Source organism: Paenibacillus sp. 1SOY10 (assembly GCF_056836745.1).
Window position 1 is genome coordinate 26,638 of the sequence record NZ_JBXENK010000004.1, and the last position, 18,625, is coordinate 45,262.

Consider the following 18,625-nt stretch of genomic DNA (forward strand, 5'->3'; position numbering starts at 1 on the left):
CTCCTTTATAGACTCATTAAATTGATAGGCTCACTTGTCGTCCTGGCGCTACGACCAGTTCCTGTTCCCCAATAACAAATCGCGCGGCTCCGGTATTATCCGCCTCGGCACATATTAAAATATCCTCACGTCCAACGCGTACCCGGTATCCCCCTTCACGCAGCCGAACAGGGAACTCCATGGCATGCCATGCAGAAGGCAACGCAGGCTTCAAGGTAGCCTTGACTCCGTCGTAGCGCAAGCCGGCAAAGCCCAACACCGCTGCCATCCAAGCTCCGCCATTAGCAGCCGGATGCGTCCCGCCGATATACAAATCTCCGACGTATTGCTTTGATTCCCCGGTCAGATCAATGGTCGCCGTCTTCAGAAAGTACGGATACGCCCAATCCGGAGAACCGATATCGGCAGCTACCAGGGCATAAATGCAGGAACTCAAACTTGAACCATGCTCTGTTCGTGGTTCATAGAACTCCCAATTGGCCTGCTTGATCGCCGGAGCGTACTCATCCTTATACAGATGCAGCATCAGCACTACATCCGCCTGCTTGAGAATTTGCGTTGTCGTAGCTAACCCGTTGCCTCCCCCCAAATATTCATGAGGATTGAGCATCCTTGCCTTTAGCTCGGGTAGAGCTACGTCCTCCAACGTATGATATCTATCAAATTGCTCGATAATTCCGTTAGCCGAATCGGGCTGTGGCACATACAAGCCGTCGTGCATTTCGCGAATGTGCTCTGGCTGAATTGAGCTTCCCGTTAGCAGCCGATCATACTTACTGGAATCTTGCTTGTGCAGCAGTTCCATCACATCTAAAGCAATTCGCAAGGCCTCTTTAACCATTCGGTTCGTAAAGGCATTATTGCCCACACGCTCATGGTATTCGTCAGGACCGGTCACGTCGAGAATTTCATACCTTTGCTTGGATGGATTGTAATAGGCGTAAGAGTAGAAGAATTTCGCACACTCCCATACGACCTCTACCCCTCCGTCCAGCAAGATACTTTCGTCTCCAGTAAAGACGTAATACTGCCATATGCCGCAAGCGACATCGGCACTGATATGGACCTGTTTATCCCTGAAAAAGGTCCGCATCGGACGCCCGGTAAATACGTCGTTCACGTTAAACAGTGTACAGGCATCATCCCCTGTCTCCTGACTTTCCCAAGCATAGAACGCGCCTTCGTAGCCATATTCCGCCGCCTTGCGCCGGGCTCCATCCAGCGTATGCACCCGGTACATCATCAGGTTTCTTGCCACCTCCGGCCGTGTATACAGGAAGAACGGAAGCATGAACATTTCCGTATCCCAGAACACTGCACCTTTATAGACCTGGCCGGATAATCCACGCGCCGGGATCGACACCTTCTCGGAGCGGTCCGGAGCAATAATATGCAGTTGATACATGCTATAACGAAGTGCCAACTGAGCGTCCTCATCACCCTCGATTACAATATCCGAAGCAGACCACTTCCGCTCCCACTGCTCGGCATGCTCTTGATAGAGCCTGTCATATCCAAGCTGCTGCGCTTCGCGGATGGAGGATAGCGCTGCCTGGGCGGAGCTTGGCTGTGCTTCCCCGGCCCCGACTGATCCGGCGGTTACGGAAATGTATTTGATCCATGTATAGGGCGTTTCAGCCGAAACATTCTGGCGAATAACTCGTGAGATGGAGCAGCCTTCTCTCTGCAGCTCCACTTGCTCCTCGTACCCTTCCGGCAGCCCGCTACCTTCCAGCACATCTGCCGTAGTTACCGGAACATTCAGTTCATGCGTCCAACCGGTCAACGTTAATAAGTTGGTGGTTCTATTTGAATCCGTCTCCGGGTTCACATCGCTAACCAGCCGCTCCAAGTGCGGTCCGTTAATGTCCCAGACTTCGCCATCGATCCCCGTATTGATGACGAGTTCTCCGTCCCGGCTGCTTTGTAGCGTAAATCGTTGAACGATCAACTGCGGCCGGGCCGCACTGCACCAACGCTCGGAGGTCACCGTCACTTGGGCTCCATCCTTCATGCTGAATACCGACTTACGATGATGTACTGCGTGGCGAATATCCAGAGACTGCTCATGCTGGGGCAGCTCTACCTTGCCCTCCTTCGCTTCAAGCACACTCAGCGGAGTACCGTTCCAATGCAGCTTCGTCATCAGGCCATTCGGCGCATTAATCGGCTCCCGCCACTGGTCACCAACCTGATCATACAGCCCGGCAATGATCGTTGCCGTCAGCTCTTCTTTTCCGAATTCCTCCAGGGTTCCCCGAATTCCCAATGCCCCGTTCCCGGTCATGAACTTGTTGCCGTTCATCGCAATCCGCTCCGGGTCAAACCCGTTTTCCTTTACAATCCAGTTCATGAGACAACCGCCTTTCGTACAGGCACCTGCACACCCGCCTCACCAATTACGCAGGATTCCCCATACAGCATAACCTCCACCGTTCCACCGGATGCCTGAATGGACACTCGCTCTTGATCAACTTCCACAAGCAGCTTAGTACCGCGGTAAGTAACCGGGAAGCGATAGCTATTCCAACGTTCCGGAATGCTCGGATTCAGCATGAGCTGATCCCCGTCCGAGCGCATGCCGCCGAAGCCATACACGATGTTCATCCACGCTGCGGCAATGGAAGTCGTGTGTAGCCCTTCCCGCGTATTGCGATTGTAATTATCCAGGTCCAGACGTGTGGCAAATTCGAAGAAGCGATAAGCCTCATCCGATCGTCCAATTTCGGCCGCCAGAATCGAGTGGATCGATGGAGAGAGGGACGACTCATGAATGCAGCGCGGCTCATAATAATCATAATTGGCCTGCTTCTCCTGAGCAGTAAATTCGCTGCTATACAGGAACATGAACATCAGCACATCGGGCTGCTTGATCATGTCATAGCGGTACAAGCGATCATAGGACCAATGCGAATACAGCGGGAACTGCGTGACCGGAATAGAGTGGATATCCAGATGCGGCAAGTCGAAGAAACCGTCATGTTCCTCGTAGACCCTCGTCTGCTTATCCTGCGGTATTTTCATATGCTGGGCCTTATTGCGCCAGTCCTCCTGTTCTTCCGTGGTCAGTTCCAGACGTGCCTCCAACTCCCGGTAAGCCTCGACCGCTTCCGTCTGCATGGCGCTGAGCACCTCCAGGGTGTACTCGAACAGCTTCCTCGCCATAAGATTGATGTAACAGTTATTGTTGACCATCAGTTGGAATTCATCGGGACCCATAACGCCGTAGTAGCCATAAAGCCCCGTTTGCGAGCCCCACTGCCCACGGGTTGCGTAGAACCGGCTAATCTGGATCAGCATCTCCGCCCCTTTTTCATACAGGAATGCCGTATCCCCCGTAATTCTCGCATAATGACGCAATCCGTAAGCCACCGCCGTACCGACATGCAATTGCAAGTTGGAATGCTGCCACAGGTCACAGCTCTCCGTTCCATCAATGGTTGCAATCGGATAAAAAGCCCCCTCACAATCGAGTTCCTTGGCCCGCTTCAAAGCTTCGGGCAACGATTTGTAACGGAACTCCAGCAAACTTCTCGCCGCCTTCGGATTGTTGAAGATATAGAATGGCAAGCAGTAGGACTCCGTATCCCAGAAGGCCAGACCACGATAAGCCTCCCCGGTCAGCCCCTTCGCTCCAATGTTAAATCCGGGGTTGTCCCCGTGATAGGTCTGATACAATTGGAAAATGCAAAAGCGAATCCCCTGCTGATTCTCCGGGTCACCCTCAATAGCGATGTCCGAGTCAGCCCATACTTGGTCCCAGTAGCTGCGCTGGTCAGCAGCAACCGTATCGTATCCCACATGTACATATGTCGCCGCTAGCTCCATTCCCCGTTGCCAGAGATCATCCGTACTCTTGGAGTGGTCCTTCTCCGCCACATTGACCACAAGCTTGTCAATTTGGGTTGGCTTGCCTTGCTCCAGGGCCAACACCAGTTCTCGCCCAATGTAGCTTTCGGTCTTTACAAGTTTGCTATCTACCATTTCGGTAGCTTCTACATGGAATGCCGAGAACAGCCGATTGCCTGTGTTCGCCGTTACGCCAAGCAGCCCGGCAATCTTGCCAGCTCCTTCTCCTTGCTTCTGTACTTGCCAATAATGCCGACCTTGGTCCTCATGAAGCACGGCCAAATCCAGCCCTGTACGCACGCTCACCGTGCCTGAAAAATTCAATGGCTCCAGGGTGATCCGTTGCGCTCCCAGATGCGATACTTTCATACTGACCAGGCGCTCAAACGTCAGCTTCAGGTCCTTCCCCCCAGCCGAATGCCAGACAAACTCCCGAGTGTAAACCCCCGTGCGAAAATCCACTTCCCTGCGGAAGCCGCTAAATTTGCTCTTTGCCAGATCCAAGGTTTTGCCATCCAGCGTAATCCGTGTATGCAGCCAATCTACCGCATTGACCATAAAGCGCAATGACTTAATTATTCCTTTATAATGGGCCGTAACCGGGCTCTCCTCAAATAGTCCGTTGAAGTAGCTGCCCAGCAGCATATCCCCGCTATACCCTTCCTCCGGGTAACCTCTAACGCCCATATATTCATTGCCTAAGGAAAAAATCGACTCACTCACCCGGTTGCGTTCAGCATCAAAGCCTTCTTCCACAACCTTCCAAGGATCGACCTGCAAATATTTATCCGCAATTTTCGGCATGCTCCACCCTCTCCTCCTACCTCATACCCTCATATTTGGCCTGGCTTGATGCGTCATGCTGCGTCATGGTACACCATCGGGCTGCGCACTTCGCTTGGTGCCACTGTGAATCCCTCCAGCTATCTCACCGGCATATGATGCCTAATAAGCAAGGCCACTCCCCTTCAGCTTACCGAAACCCCTCACCTCGCCAAATGTCCAGGACTAAGCAGCTTATGTGTAATCATACGGAGTTGCAGCAAACAAGATAAGCTCATAGAAGTAGTAGTGAACAAGCGTGAGTGTAATTCCAGTTGGGAGGCTATGTTGAAGGGGAAGAAACTAGCTTTAGTTTAAAAAGACAACGTGATGAAATGGAGTACAATCTGCGTAGGATGAGTGAAGTTGCGTAAGGATAAGTGAAGTGCGTAATAGATAACTAGTTGGTGCTGTTGTGCTGTTGGTAACTGGATGATAACTGGTGAATGGAGATCTGGCAGGTGGCAACCTACTAGCTAAATTACTTATATGGAAAAACTCCTGCTAATATTGGGCAAAAGGCCATTTTTACCCTATTTAGATGGAAAAGCTCCATCTAATTTTTAGGAAAACCTGGATTTACTCAGTAAAGCGCCGAATTAACTGGAGGATTTCCATATAATCAGTCCGTAGCTGCAATTTTCGCCAAAATAGCTGGAGGATTTCCCGCTAATTCGGATTTGCGAGTATGGGAGTGGATGTGCAACTGTGGATGTTAATAAAACGGAGTGTAGTAGTGAGTCAGAGCAGAGTGAATGAGTGAAATGGGAAGTGTGAGGAAATAAGAACTAGAACTAGCACAACGCAAAAGCGGGCACCCGTCCCGCTGTGGACGAATCCCCGCTTAAAGATGCCTATCCCAGTCGCCTTCGCAAGAGCTACAGTCCTGTAGCATCTGCCTTCTGAATGACGTCCAGCAGCTCTTGATGTACATGGCCGTTACTGGCGACCAAATGGCGCACTCCCAGGTTGTACGGAGCCCCGGCTGTATCGGTTACGCGGCCACCTGACTCGGCGACGATCAGCGCACCCGCTGCCACGTCCCAAGCGTTAAGGCCAACCTCATAGTAACCGCTGAGCCGGCCAGCCGCTACATAAGCCAGATGCAACGCAGCCGAGCCCGCAGCGCGCAAGCTGCGCACCTCTCCCGATAGCGCATTAAGCCCTCGCAGATTGGTCGGCAGTGCAAAATTACGATCCGGGTTGAAGCCTACAGCCACCACACTCTCCGCCAGCACTCCATCGCCTGATACTTTGGCCCGTTGTCCATGCAAATAAGCGCCTTTCCCCTTCTCCGCTACGAACAACTCATCGCGCATCGGATCATAGATAACACCTATAATGACTTCGCCCTTATAGGCGAGCGCAATCGAGACACAGAAGAACGGAAATCCATGAACAAAATTGGTTGTTCCATCTACCGGGTCAACAATCCATAAATAATCCGATGTGCCCGCCTGGCTCAGTGCTGCCGCTGAAGCCGCTGCTCCCGGCGCCACTCCTTCCTCCCCAAGAATCGCGTGATCCGGAAAATGTGTCAAAATCAACTTGCGGATCATCGCCTCAGCACCTTTATCCACATCTGTCACCAGATCATGGGGAGATTGCTTCGTATTCAGCTCATGAATCGCGCCCAGCCGACTCTTGATCCATTCCCCCGCCTTTGAGGCACTATTGATCGCGACGGCTGTGGGGCTTTTGCTGCCTACTACATATGGAACTTTCGGATTCGATTCCAATCGATTCACTCTACTTTCCTCTTAAACTGTTAATCTATCCCTTAAACCTTTTGAACAACCCCTTAAAAACTATACGCCGCCGCTACTGCAAAGTTGCGAGCCTTCGTCCCGTCCAGGCCGCATTCGGGCGCTAACCCGCTACAATAGTCACGACGAACAAAAAGTTCGTGTCCGAAAGCAGGACACTCCCGCCGGAAACGAACTTCTTCTTCATGTTTGAGCCATTTATCCTGATTTACGCACCAACGATGTTGTAACCGCCATCCACGAAAATAACTTCACCCGTAATACCACGGGACAGAGGACTCAGCAGGAACATAGCGGTGTCGCCCACTTCTGCCGTTTCCGTTGTTCTGCGCAGTGGCGCCTTCTCCTCAACTTGCTTGAGAATCGAGTTGAAATCGCTGATTCCCTTGGCTGCGAGCGTACGGATTGGTCCGGCTGACACCGCATTGACACGGATATTTTTCGGACCCAGATCATTAGCCAGATAACGAACGGAAGCCTCCAAAGCAGCCTTTGCCACGCCCATCATGTTGTAGTTGCGCATGACGCGCTCGGAACCCATGTAGGTCATGGTCATAATGCTTCCGCCTTCAGTCATCAGCGGTGACAACCGTTGCGAAACAGCCACCAGTGAATAAACGCTAATATCGTTAGCCAAGCCGAAGCCCTCACGAGATGTATCTACGAAATCCCCGGCCAAATCCTCAGCCTTGGCGAAGGCGATGCTGTGGACCAGACCATGCAATACGCCAAACTCCGTACGCAGCGAGTCCGCCAGTTGATCAATTTCACTGTCTACCGTTACGTTACACGGCAGTACCAGTGAATTTGGCAATGTCTCAGCCAGCTTACGCACCCGTCCTTCCACGCGTTCACTCTCATATGTAAATGCAAGGCGTGCCCCCTGAGCAGACAAGCTCTGAGCAATAGCCCAAGCGATACTGCGGTCATTGGCCACGCCCATGACGACAATATTTTTTCCAGCTAACAAATCCCCCATGATAATCCTCCTTTATGGTGTAACACATATACATTGTAATTGTTCCATTTTGTCCAACTTACCTTATTTGCCTGCAATTTTCAAGGGTGAACACGTATGCTGGCCCCATCCAGAATATCTACACCGTCTCCACCGAACTTCTGCAAGTCCTCCATCAACATGAACAAAGCGCTGTCCTTCAGCTTGGCTTCCAGCATCACATCCACTTGAGCGGTATGAGACGCAATGCCACGCAAGAACTCCAGCAAAGGCCCCACGAGAACATAATCGGCGTGCGCTCTTGGGTCGCTGGCACTCTTGGGACTGGATGCGTGAATCTTTGGAGCAAGCGGTTGATCGAACGGTGAGTCAGCTTGTGCGTAGGGCGAAGTCCAGGTTGCCTGAATACGCGGCCAAAGCTCCAGCAAATCCTCACCAACATTGTTCACGGCCTGGTGGTGGATATCCAGTACCATCGGAATGCCCAGAGTCTCGCACAACTCCAGCGTCTCCGGAACATTGAAGGTCTTGTCGTCGTTCTCGAACGTCAAGCGCTGCTTCATATGCTCCGGCAAAGCCATTACGTTCTCACAGAAGCGCCCAGCCGCAGAAGGCTTGTCCCCATATGCTCCGCCAACATGAATATTGTTCTTCGCCTGACCGCTGAGCCCCATAGCATCCAGCATGGCCACATGATGGTTCAGATCCCTAAGCGAAGAGCGAAGCACCTCAGGCCGGGGCGTACTCAGTACCGTAAAATGATCCGGGTGAAAAGAAACCCGCAGCCTGTGCTTCCTGACGTATTCGCCCACAAGGGCAAATGGCTCCGCGAGCGCCTCATAAGGGTTCCAATCAGCTAACGCCTCATGCGTCGCCAGCGGGATTAGCTTCGAAGAGAAGCGAAATACACGAATATCACTACCCACGTTATGACGTAACAAACGCAGGGTGTTATGTAGATTATGTTCCGCAATCCGTTCAAGTCTGCGCACGGCTGCCTCACGGTCAGCAAGTCCGCTAAATGTCTTGAACGTCATCGTCTTGGATGGCGATGCTTCCCCAATTACGGTCGACATAGCTACATAACCAAATCTAACGATCATGCTCTGGCAGGATCTCCAAAGAACATTTCGTAGGCCAGAGCCGTCTGCACTGCAGACTCCTCCTCCGTCAATTGACGAATGAGCTCTAGTTCAACCGCTGTAACTTCCTCTCCATTGAAGTTGATTTCAGCGACACAAGCCGTGATTTTTACGATAGCAACTGCCTTATTGTCAGGAGTGTACGCGATCACCTTTTGTCCCGTTGGAAAAACACGCAGTCCCTCCTTAAGCATCTTGCCACGTCCATATTCCAGTAATTCGTAAAGCTCCTGCTCCTTCTTGAACTTACACACCGAGTTGAATTCTGTTTGAAAACCCATTCGTCGTACCTTCCTTTCCAAGCGGTCTGGTCCGGCGATTGTTCCGCCTAGTTCACGCCGCTTTCGAATTCGAGATTTTGCCGAGTGGCATGACGTTCCAGAGCCAGCTCAATCAGACGATCCAATAATACTTCATAGGCTACCCCGGTCTCTCTCCATAATAAAGGATACATGCTAAATGGAGTAAAGCCCGGCATGGTGTTCACTTCGTTAATCCACACTGTCTGGTCAGACTTCAGGACGAAGAAGTCAGCCCGGCACAAGCCGCTGCACGCAACGGCCTTGAACGCTTTGACTGCCAATTCGCCAATCCGGTCGGCAAGCTCTGTGTCCATCTGCGCAGGAATCAGCATTTGGGATTTACCGTCCAGATATTTGGCCTGATAATCGTAGTATTCACCAGAAGACACAATTTCTCCCGGCACGGAAGCCATCGGCTCGTCATTGCCGAGCACACCAACCTCCACCTCACGGGCATCGACAAATTCCTCAACGATGACCTTGATGTCATAACGGAAGGCAAGGGCCACCGAAGCTACCAGCTCATCGCGGGTTCTGGCCTTGGAGATACCAACGCTGGACCCCAAATTAGCCGGCTTGACGAAGCAAGGATAACCCAAATTCTCCTCGATCTCCTGAATCAGTGCATGACTCGAGCGTTCCCATTCCGTAGCGGTAAAATAGTTGTATTTGCATTGGGCCAGGCCCGCATCGGCAAACAGCTTCTTCATAATCACTTTGTCCATCCCTGCCGCGGATGCCAACACACCAGCCCCAACGTAAGGCAGGTCGGCCATTTCAAATAACCCCTGAATGGTGCCATCCTCGCCGTTCGTACCGTGCAGCAACGGGAAAGCCACATCAATCCTGGATTCTCCCGTGGCCAGTTTGGAGAATAACAAGCTCATAGCCGCCGTAGTATCCCCCGCATCATCCGCCAGCTTGAGTTGCGCAAGCTCAGTGAAAGGGCCTGCCAGCTTGCTGCCCACTTTCCATTTCCCCAACTTGTCGATATAGAAAGGAAGCAAGTCGTATTTCGCATAATCAAAAGCTTGTGATACAGCCAGTGCGGTCTGTAGCGATACTTCATGCTCTCCTGATTTACCTCCATAGATAAGTCCTACGGTCAATTTGTCCTGTCCCATGAGTAACCTCTTTTCATTTATTGAACAACCTCTATAGACGGTCAGCGATATGAAAGAAACGGTACACGGTCTGGTCCGTCCAGGCATAGGAATCCTGATAGTCCCAATAGCGGTGCTTGCTTGGCGTCGTATGAGCGTTCACCAGCGGCATACCGCCAGCGTCAAACGCCGTCACGATTGTGCTGTGCTGATACGCACCATTGCCGTCCCAGTCATACAGAATGACGTCTCCGAGTTGCAACTGCTCCGGACGCTCCAGCGCTTCCGCGTGAAGTCCGGTCTGACTCTGTCCCAGGTAGCGCTCCAGCGCATTGGAGACGGACCAGCTATAGCTCCAGGCTTCCCGTCCGCCGATGTACCCTTTGTACCACCAGCCTGATTCTCTTTTTCCAGTATAGTTTATTGGGGCGCCGCCTGCAAAGAGGCATTGGGAGATATAATTGGTGCAATCCACCTCGAAAGCGGCAAATTCCGGGTTGAATCCATCCCACCAGCGATCAGCATATAGAACGGCCTCTTCCCGGCGATAAGGCGTGCTTCGGGAAGCGCCTCCCCCATCCCCCAAAACGTTGCGATTCAGGAACGGGCGGGGTAAGACCTCACCTCGTCCGGAATGGGCAGCCTCTACAGAGGGCGGCAGCACCAAATCCGGGTGCCGTTCAGGGACCCGCTGCTCAACCCGGGAAATCGTCCAGCCCAGGCCATCCTGCTGCAAGGTCAGCCGCTGCCGATCGATTCGTTCCTCCTGATGACGGGCACCTCCCTTCTCGTAGTGAATCTTTCGCATCAGTTGCAGATCCACCTCAATCTCTCCTGCGCGCTTCTCGATCTCACGAATCAGCTTGGCCCGGGTCTCACAGCGTAGCGGCACCGCCCGGCGGCCATGATACCAAGCTTGCAGCTTCCGCTTTCGCTCTCCTCGGTGCAGCAAATGCTCGACATCGGTCACGACGCTCCCTCCGCCAGATGCGCGATAATCCACCTCATCCTGATTCTGCTCATTCACGTACACCGACAACGTCTTTTTCCAATCGTCCGCCACACCTTCGCCCCCTATAACCGAATGACTTTCATCTATATGTGTATGTGGCTTCATAGGCAAGTATGTTCCGCTTCCGCACGGGTCTGAAAGCCTCTACATCCTTATGGAGTGGGCATAAACCAGCTTTTTCTAGGGCAAAAAGTTCTTTACTCGCAGCGTAAGGAAAGGTATACTTGAGATAGATCATTTATGAAATATGGTTTCACCTAATGAAACAAGGAGGTTCATCCATGTCAGTTCGTGATTTTTTCTCCGCAGCCCGCACGCTGGAAGTTGGCGGTAAGAGTTACCGTTACTTCGATCTGCGGGCCCTCGAACAACAAGGGCTTGGCAATATCGCCAAGCTGCCATTCTCGATTAAGGTATTGCTTGAAGCTGCTGTTCGCCAATATGACGGCAGAGCCATCACCCAAGAACATGTGAAGCAAATCGCTGGTTGGAGCGAGGGCCGCGATGATAACAAAGAGATTCCGTTTATCCCCGCTCGTATCGTATTACAAGACTTTACTGGCGTTCCGGTCGTTGTTGACCTTGCGGCCATGCGCGACACCGTGAAGAAAGCTGGCGGTGACCCCAAGCAAATCAACCCGCTGGTGCCTGTCGATCTCGTCATCGACCACTCGGTTATGGTGGATGCCTTTGGCTCCCAAGATGCGCTTGAGTACAATATGAACGTGGAATTTGAACGCAATGAAGAACGGTACCGCTTCTTGCGCTGGGCGCAAACGGCCTTTGATAATTTCCGTGCCGTACCTCCCGCTACCGGGATCGTTCACCAGGTGAATCTGGAATATCTGGCATCGGTTGCCGCAACCAAGACGGTAGACGGAGAAACCGTGGTATTCCCGGACTCCCTTGTAGGAACCGATTCGCATACGACAATGATTAACGGCCTTGGTGTCGTTGGCTGGGGCGTAGGCGGTATTGAAGCAGAAGCGGGTATGCTGGGGCAACCATTGTACTTCGTGGCACCGGAAGTCATCGGCTTTAAGCTAACCGGTAGCCTGGCTGAAGGCGCAACGGCAACTGACCTTGCTCTCACGGTTACGCAAATGCTTCGTAAAAAAGGCGTCGTCGGTAAGTTCGTAGAATTCTATGGCCCTGGACTGGCTAACATCGGATTGGCGGATCGCGCTACCGTAGCCAATATGGCACCGGAATACGGGGCTACCATCGGTTACTTCCCAGTAGATAGCGAGACCCTCGCTTACCTGCGTGGTACCGGTCGTTCCGAGGAGCAAATCGCCCTCGTCGAAGCTTACTATAGAGCACAAGGTATGTTCCGCACCAGTGATACACCGGACCCTGAATTCACCGACCTCATTGAGCTTGACCTCGGTTCGGTCGTACCGAGCCTGGCCGGACCCAAACGTCCACAGGACCGGATTGAATTGACTGCCATGAAGGAAAGCTTCAATGATATCATCCGTACACCTCTCGATAAGGGTGGTTATGGGCTAAGCGATGAGAAGATCGAACAAACAGTACCGGTCAAGCATCCTGACGGCTCCACGAGCAAGCTCAGTACCGGTGCCGTCGTGATTGCAGCGATTACGAGCTGCACCAACACCTCGAACCCAAGCGTGATGGTCGGGGCAGGCCTCTTGGCCAAGAAGGCTGTAGAACGCGGGCTGACCAAGCCGGGTTACGTGAAGAGCAGCTTGACGCCAGGCTCTCTGGTGGTAACCGAGTATTTGCAAAAGGCCGGGCTGATCGAGCCGTTGGAAGCACTTGGCTTCCACGTCGCTGGTTACGGCTGCGCCACTTGCATCGGCAACTCCGGCCCATTGCCGGATGAGGTAAGCACAGCGATTGCGGACAATGACTTGACGGTTGCTGCCGTATTATCCGGTAACCGGAACTTTGAGGGCCGCATCCATGCTCAGGTGAAAGCTAACTATCTGGCCTCGCCTCCGCTCGTTGTTGCTTATGCCCTTGCCGGAACGGTCAATATCGATCTGCAGCATGACCCTATCGGATATGATCGTGATAATCAACCGGTATATCTGCAAGACATTTGGCCATCCTCCGCTGAGATTAAGGAGGCCATAGGCCTCTCGGTAAGTCCGGATATGTTCCGAGCCAAATACGAGCATGTATTTACGCAAAATGAACGTTGGAATTCTATTCCCGTGCCGCAAGGTGAGTTGTACGAATGGGATGCCAAATCGACGTATATCCAGAATCCACCGTTCTTCGAGCAGCTTGGGGATGGAATGCACGATATTGCGGATATCCGCAACGCTCGCGTGCTGGCTCTGCTCGGTGATTCCGTCACGACGGACCATATCTCACCAGCCGGGAATATCTCGCCAAGCAGTCCTGCCGGCAGTTACCTGAGCGACCACAATGTAGAACGCAAGGACTTCAACTCCTACGGCTCACGCCGGGGGAATCATGAGGTCATGATGCGGGGTACCTTCGCTAACATCCGTATTCGTAACCAGGTGGCTCCGGGCACCGAGGGCGGAGTGACAAAGTATCTGCCAACGGACGAAGTGATGTCTATCTATGACGCTTCGATGAAATATCAGGCGGAAGGACAGGAGCTTATCGTCATTGCCGGTAAGGAATACGGCACAGGTAGCTCCCGCGACTGGGCCGCCAAAGGCACGTATTTGCTTGGTGTCAAAGCAGTCATTGCAGAAAGCTTCGAACGGATTCACCGTAGTAACCTGGTCGGCATGGGCGTATTGCCATTGCAATTCCAGGAAGGCTCCGGCTGGAACACGCTGGCAATTGATGGTACGGAAACATTCCACATTACCGGGCTTAGCAATGAAGTGAAGCCTGGTGAGGAACTGACCGTCACTGCTACACGCCAGGATGGCACAACATTTACCTTCCCGGTCATTGCCCGCCTCGACAGCATGGTTGATGTAGACTACTACCATAACGGAGGCATCCTGCAGACGGTATTGCGACAAATGATTCAGGCACATGTCTAATTAGCCTCATCACATAAGTATGCTCTCTCCCCTCTTTGTAAGAGGGGAGATTTTTTTATTTCATTGTCTGCTACTCACCTTTATGCATTTTGCGATATTGGGCCGGAGTGATGCCGTACACTTTTTTAAAAACAGAATAGAACGTATTCAAAGAGGAAAAGCCGTAAGAGGAAATGATCGGTTCAATGGGTGAATCCGACGTCAACAGCTCACGACAGATGCATTCGAGCCGCTTTGCAGAGATTGTATCGGTGATGGACTGGCTGGTTTCCGCTTTGTACAGACTTCGTAAATAATTAACGGACAAGCCAAGCTCATCGGCCAGCATTTTAGATGATAAATTCGGGTTATTGAGTTGCTCGGTAATAATGCGTTCTACCTCTTGGACAAAACCTGCATTTTTAGACTGACTACGGGCGACAGCCAAGTCCTCCAGGGCCTTGATTAGAAGCTGCTCCATCCAGGAGACCACACGATCCAGGGTTTCCAACTGAATAATTTGATTCTCCACCGAAGTCAATCCAAATGAGCTGGGCAGCGGCCCGGCGGCCTGATCCTGCAACAATCTGCGAACATCCATAAACAGGGTAATCAGCGACATCTTACTTTCAAAATAAGGCAATGAACGAAGTGCCCCCACCGCTTGCCGGATAATAGCCATGGCTTGCTCCCCATCCGTCTTGTGAATGGCTTGTGCCAGTTGGCGTTCTTTATCAATCGGCAAATGATAGACCTCGCCAGAGACTGGCTCTGAGGAAGGTGCCTTGATGATAAGAGCTTCATAACCCAGGCGGAAGCGCTCCTGAGACAGCTCATAGGTCTCCATATAAGCCTCGTGAAGATCACTGAGCCGCTCAACCTCCCCTCCCCACGCCACAGTAGTCCCTAACGATAAATATTGTTTGATTAACTGCTGGGCATTTCTGAGGTCGGCGATGAAATGAGCTGCCTCCTTGCTGACATTAACAATAACGGCAACATGGTCAGTCCCCATATCTACCGTTTGTACGAGTTGCCCTGACAACTTAAGAGATTCATGAACAATATTGCCCATGGCGAATCGGAGCAAGCGACGATCCTTCTCGGAATAACGTTCTGTAAATTCCTGAAATCGATCAATACGGAACAGGCCAATGGACAAGTATTTCTCCGGCAGTTCAATTCCCCACTCGGCAAATTGCCCTGGCATATCCCCGCGGGACAACAGACCACGTTCCAATAGTTCTCGCAGGAAGCGTTCTCGTCCCAGCACCTTGCTATTTCTCCAATGGGCTGTTAGCTCCACAATTTGCTCCTGCTGAGCAGTGAACACACTGGACAGGTAATCCAGTTCGTCCGCAGACTTCTCTTGCCCAAAGCTTTCTGCCTGATGTTGCTTCATCACACTCCGAACCAAGTCCTGAATCGGGGAGTACACTCGCTTGGAAATGAGTACGGTTATCGTTAATGAAGCAAAGAATAGGCCACTGAACAAAATAAGGCTCAGATTGCGAAGAACCTCAATTTTCCTCAAAATCACATCCCTGGGTATTGTCTCGATAAAGCTCCAGTTCTGAATGCCTTTAACCGCAGTGTTGGAGAACACCATTAATTGCGTCTCCTGCTGGGCAGGCTTGAACATCTCCCATCCGCTGGCTCCACGTATTCGGCTGCGATATTCCTGAATCTGCTGTTGATCCAGTGAAACGCTACTGAACACCAGTTCATCATGATCGTTCAGCACAGCTATGTTCCGGTTCTGATACTGGGAATTGCTCTGGAGCAATGTCATTACCTCCAAGGTATCCACGTTCAGCACAAAGGCGGAAATGGAATTGCCCTTCTCATAAAGCCGGATAATCGTAATGACATCTTTGTATGTATCCGTGCGAAGCGGAACAGGTAGTTTCCTAGGTATAAGCACGGTTTGATCCGCTTGCTTGGGATGGCGTAGCCGCTCCAAGATATCCTGATCATAGAAGCCGCTAGCTTCATTAAACCCCAGCTTGGAATCGATCACCGTGTCTGTGTAATCATTAATTAAGTACACCGAATCTATGGAGGGATTCGACATTTTTATGCTCATTAATCGGCTCCATACTTTATAGGTTTCATAATCGCTGTACTCGTCGGAGAGAGCATACACTTTCAGATCGTTATCGTTACTGGAGGAGAAGGCGAAGTCCAGCGACCACTCCAGCAGCCGGGCTGTGTTTTGGGCCCCATTGATCAGCAGGGATTCCGAGTGCTCGCCGATTTCTTCAACAAGCGTACGAGAGGACTGCCAGTAGAGCACTAAGAAGGAAATAGCGAGTACCAACACATTGACACTAACGAAATAAAAGATAATGCGCATATAGGTCGGATGCTTCCGAAATGAATTTAACCAAGGCCAACGAAATTTCATCTACAGGCCCCCCTGTATTTATATAAAGCGCTTCATTATTGTAGCATACCGGAAGGTCTCCACCTGCAAATCGTTCATTTCTGAATGACCGTTGCTTTTGGGAATTGCTGATTTCTTTGTATTCAGGAGGAAGCGGAGGATGTCGGAATTGTCTGGCTGCTCACAGCTTGCTATGGTTGCCTCATCGGGAACAGCGTGGCTGCCCACAAGGCACTGAAATTCCCGGTTAAGGCTTAAAGAGGTAGTTCAAAAAGTCGTCTTCCCAGAACGAAGCAGTTCGAGGAGTAAATTCCACATCGAATCTTGAATTCAGCCGGGCCTTCCGTTGCTCACGTAGATCTGTCTACGGTCCGCTACTCAGTCCCTGGCTTTATCCAACCTTCTCGGTCCTGCAAACCCGACTTTTTGAACTCTTACTTAAAGACACAAGGGGGTATGAACCACTATGCAAGTGCAGCGAAAGGCAGGAATTACGGCCAAGCTGAAGCAAATTGCTAACAATCCATTTCTATATGTAATGGCTGCGCCGGGGCTGCTGTTCTTCTTGATATTCAGCTATCTGCCGATTTACGGCATTACGATTGCCTTCAAGGATTACAACTTCTCCAAGGGAATCACGGGAAGTGAATGGGTAGGCTTTAAAAATTTCGACTACTTCTTTACCTCCGACGACTTCTGGATCGTACTGCGCAACACGCTGGGATTGAATCTTCTGTTCATCCTGTTTACGACGATTACTGCGGTACTGATTGCCTTGATGTTCAATGAGATACGCAATAAATACTTCAAGCGTATCTCTCAATCGCTAATCTTCCTCCCCTATTTCATGTCATGGATTGTAGTTGGCATGATTGTTCAGTCCTTATTCGGGGGCGAGGAGCCTATGATCAATAACTGGCTGGCAGGACTTGGTATGGAGCCGGTGAACTGGATGTTTGAGGCCAAGCTATGGCCAGCTATTTTAACAGTAATTCGAGTGTGGCAGGGTGCCGGTTATCTCTCTATCATTTTCCTTGCCGCTATTACGGGCATACCCGAGGATCTATATGAAGCTGCAAGAATAGACGGAGCCTCCAAGCTGCAAATTATGTTGCGCATTACCTTACCACTACTCGTCCCAACCATTATGATTATGACCTTGCTCTCGGTTGGTAAAATTTTTAACGGTGACTTTGCGATGATCTACGCGATTATCGGAGACAATTCGCTGCTGTATCCTACAACCGATGTCATTGATACCTTTGTGTTCCGTTCGATGCGGCAACTGCATGATTTCGGGATGTCCTCGGCGGTCGGCCTGTTCCAGTCCGTCATGGGACTGCTGTTCGTCCTGGCTGCGAATGCTGTAACCCGCCGATTATCGAAAGAATCAGCTCTATTCTAGGAGGTAATTATGAAACAGAAGCAAAGTATGTCGGACCATATCTTTACGGGGACCGCCTACACCTTTCTGGCCTTATTCACCTTGTTTTGCCTGTTTCCGTTTCTGCTGATGGTCATTGGCTCCTTCACCGATGAGGGCGAATTGATTGCGCACGGCTATACGCTGTTCCCTAGCAAGCTATCGCTGGCCGCCTATGAGGCCGTCCTGCAATCCGATGTACTATATAACGGCTATGCCATTACTATTTTTGTCACCTTAGTCGGTACGCTGAGCGCATTGTGCATTTCCGCTATGCTGGCTTATTCTTTGGCTAATAAACGCAACGTGCTACAAACTCCGTTTCTGCTATTTTGCTATTTGCCGATGCTGTTCTCGGGAGGTATTATCCCGTTCTATATTGTGGTCAGCCAATGGCTGAATTTGCAGAACACCGTATGGGTTCTGATCTTGACCCTGTTATGCCAGCCTTTCCTCGTCTTTCTGCTGGTTAGCTTCTTTCGGACCATCCCGGAGGAACTGGAGGAGGCCGCGCGGATGGATGGCGCCAACGAGATGAGGATATTCTTTCAGATCATGGTCCCTATCTCAAAACCGATCTTGGCTTCCGTAGGTCTGTTCTACGCTCTGAATTACTGGAATGACTGGTTTATGGGTCTTATGTTTGTGGACAATGAGAAGCTGTTTCCTTTACAGTTGATCTTACGCAGAATGGTATCCAATATGGAAGCGGCCAAGAATCTTATTCCCTCGGGCGCGGCAATTTCGGTTACACCACCAACCTATGGGGTACGAATGGCCACCACTGTACTGACGATCGGACCGATCATACTGCTCTACCCAATGCTGCAAAAGTATTTCGTCAAAGGTCTTACTGTAGGCGCTGTCAAAGGATAGCCACGGAT

The 18,625-nt window shown here is 51.2% G+C and carries 12 protein-coding genes; 3 read left to right on the forward strand and 9 right to left on the reverse strand.

Annotation, left to right across the window (positions count from 1 at the left end; all coding sequences use genetic code 11):
* Positions 1-16 precede the first annotated feature (16 nt).
* From AC1VOR_RS12785 to AC1VOR_RS12820, 8 genes are all read right to left on the reverse strand, one after another.
* Positions 17-2,353, reverse strand: a complete 2,337-nt coding sequence (locus AC1VOR_RS12785) for a glycoside hydrolase family 65 protein (protein ID WP_482618351.1) — start codon at positions 2,351-2,353, stop codon at positions 17-19.
* Complete coding sequence (locus AC1VOR_RS12790) at positions 2,350-4,653, reverse strand: glycoside hydrolase family 65 protein (RefSeq protein WP_482618352.1); 2,304 nt, start codon at positions 4,651-4,653, stop codon at positions 2,350-2,352. The genes AC1VOR_RS12785 and AC1VOR_RS12790 overlap by 4 nt, the downstream gene beginning before the upstream one ends.
* A gap of 896 nt (positions 4,654-5,549) precedes the next feature.
* The gene (locus tag AC1VOR_RS12795) at positions 5,550-6,419 is read right to left on the reverse strand and encodes an inositol monophosphatase family protein (RefSeq protein ID WP_482618353.1); all 870 of its coding nucleotides are present in this window, start codon (positions 6,417-6,419) and stop codon (positions 5,550-5,552) included.
* Positions 6,420-6,645: 226 nt separating this feature from the next.
* Positions 6,646-7,416, reverse strand: coding sequence for an enoyl-ACP reductase FabI (gene fabI, locus AC1VOR_RS12800; protein ID WP_059049730.1), 771 nt, complete (start codon positions 7,414-7,416; stop codon positions 6,646-6,648).
* An 80-nt stretch (positions 7,417-7,496) separates the two neighbouring features.
* Positions 7,497-8,498 carry a UV DNA damage repair endonuclease UvsE gene (gene uvsE, locus AC1VOR_RS12805; protein WP_482618354.1) on the reverse strand — a complete coding sequence of 334 codons (1,002 nt, stop codon included), beginning with the start codon at positions 8,496-8,498 and terminating at the stop codon, positions 7,497-7,499.
* Complete coding sequence (locus AC1VOR_RS12810; RefSeq protein WP_059049732.1) at positions 8,495-8,818, reverse strand: hypothetical protein; 324 nt, start codon at positions 8,816-8,818, stop codon at positions 8,495-8,497. Before AC1VOR_RS12810 ends, uvsE begins: the two co-directional genes overlap by 4 nt.
* 47 nt (positions 8,819-8,865) lie before the next feature.
* Entirely contained in the window at positions 8,866-9,963 is a 1,098-nt protein-coding gene (locus AC1VOR_RS12815) for a D-alanine--D-alanine ligase (protein ID WP_482618355.1), read from the reverse strand.
* A 31-nt stretch (positions 9,964-9,994) separates the two neighbouring features.
* Entirely contained in the window at positions 9,995-11,005 is a 1,011-nt protein-coding gene (locus AC1VOR_RS12820) for an amidase domain-containing protein (RefSeq protein ID WP_482618356.1), read from the reverse strand.
* A 230-nt stretch (positions 11,006-11,235) separates the two neighbouring features.
* On the opposite strand from AC1VOR_RS12820, the gene acnA reads away from it, so the two are divergent.
* Entirely contained in the window at positions 11,236-13,953 is a 2,718-nt protein-coding gene (gene acnA / locus AC1VOR_RS12825; protein WP_482618357.1) for an aconitate hydratase AcnA, read from the forward strand.
* A gap of 70 nt (positions 13,954-14,023) precedes the next feature.
* On the opposite strand, the gene AC1VOR_RS12830 is transcribed toward acnA, so the two are convergent.
* The gene (locus AC1VOR_RS12830; protein WP_482618358.1) at positions 14,024-16,339 is read right to left on the reverse strand and encodes an AraC family transcriptional regulator; all 2,316 of its coding nucleotides are present in this window, start codon (positions 16,337-16,339) and stop codon (positions 14,024-14,026) included.
* Between the two features lie 445 nt (positions 16,340-16,784).
* Between AC1VOR_RS12830 and AC1VOR_RS12835 the strand changes: the two genes are divergently transcribed.
* Together AC1VOR_RS12835 and AC1VOR_RS12840 are read left to right on the forward strand one after the other, a co-directional pair.
* Positions 16,785-17,723, forward strand: a complete 939-nt coding sequence (locus tag AC1VOR_RS12835) for an ABC transporter permease (RefSeq protein ID WP_482618359.1) — start codon at positions 16,785-16,787, stop codon at positions 17,721-17,723.
* 9 nt (positions 17,724-17,732) lie between these two features.
* Complete coding sequence (locus AC1VOR_RS12840) at positions 17,733-18,617, forward strand: carbohydrate ABC transporter permease (RefSeq protein ID WP_482618360.1); 885 nt, start codon at positions 17,733-17,735, stop codon at positions 18,615-18,617.
* Positions 18,618-18,625: the final 8 nt, after the last annotated feature.

What these genes read in the sequence shown, in the direction of transcription:
- AC1VOR_RS12840 (WP_482618360.1), top strand. Translation starts at nt 17,733, where the DNA reads ATGAAACAGAAGCAAAGTATGTCGGACCATATCTTTACGGGGACCGCC.
- AC1VOR_RS12790 (WP_482618352.1), bottom strand. Translation starts at nt 4,653, where the DNA reads ATGCCGAAAATTGCGGATAAATATTTGCAGGTCGATCCTTGGAAGGTT.
- AC1VOR_RS12785 (WP_482618351.1), bottom strand. Translation starts at nt 2,353, where the DNA reads ATGAACTGGATTGTAAAGGAAAACGGGTTTGACCCGGAGCGGATTGCG.
- acnA (WP_482618357.1), top strand. Translation starts at nt 11,236, where the DNA reads ATGTCAGTTCGTGATTTTTTCTCCGCAGCCCGCACGCTGGAAGTTGGC.
- AC1VOR_RS12835 (WP_482618359.1), top strand. Translation starts at nt 16,785, where the DNA reads ATGCAAGTGCAGCGAAAGGCAGGAATTACGGCCAAGCTGAAGCAAATT.
- AC1VOR_RS12815 (WP_482618355.1), bottom strand. Translation starts at nt 9,963, where the DNA reads ATGGGACAGGACAAATTGACCGTAGGACTTATCTATGGAGGTAAATCA.
- fabI (WP_059049730.1), bottom strand. Translation starts at nt 7,416, where the DNA reads ATGGGGGATTTGTTAGCTGGAAAAAATATTGTCGTCATGGGCGTGGCC.
- uvsE (WP_482618354.1), bottom strand. Translation starts at nt 8,498, where the DNA reads ATGATCGTTAGATTTGGTTATGTAGCTATGTCGACCGTAATTGGGGAA.
- AC1VOR_RS12830 (WP_482618358.1), bottom strand. Translation starts at nt 16,339, where the DNA reads ATGAAATTTCGTTGGCCTTGGTTAAATTCATTTCGGAAGCATCCGACC.
- AC1VOR_RS12810 (WP_059049732.1), bottom strand. Translation starts at nt 8,818, where the DNA reads ATGGGTTTTCAAACAGAATTCAACTCGGTGTGTAAGTTCAAGAAGGAG.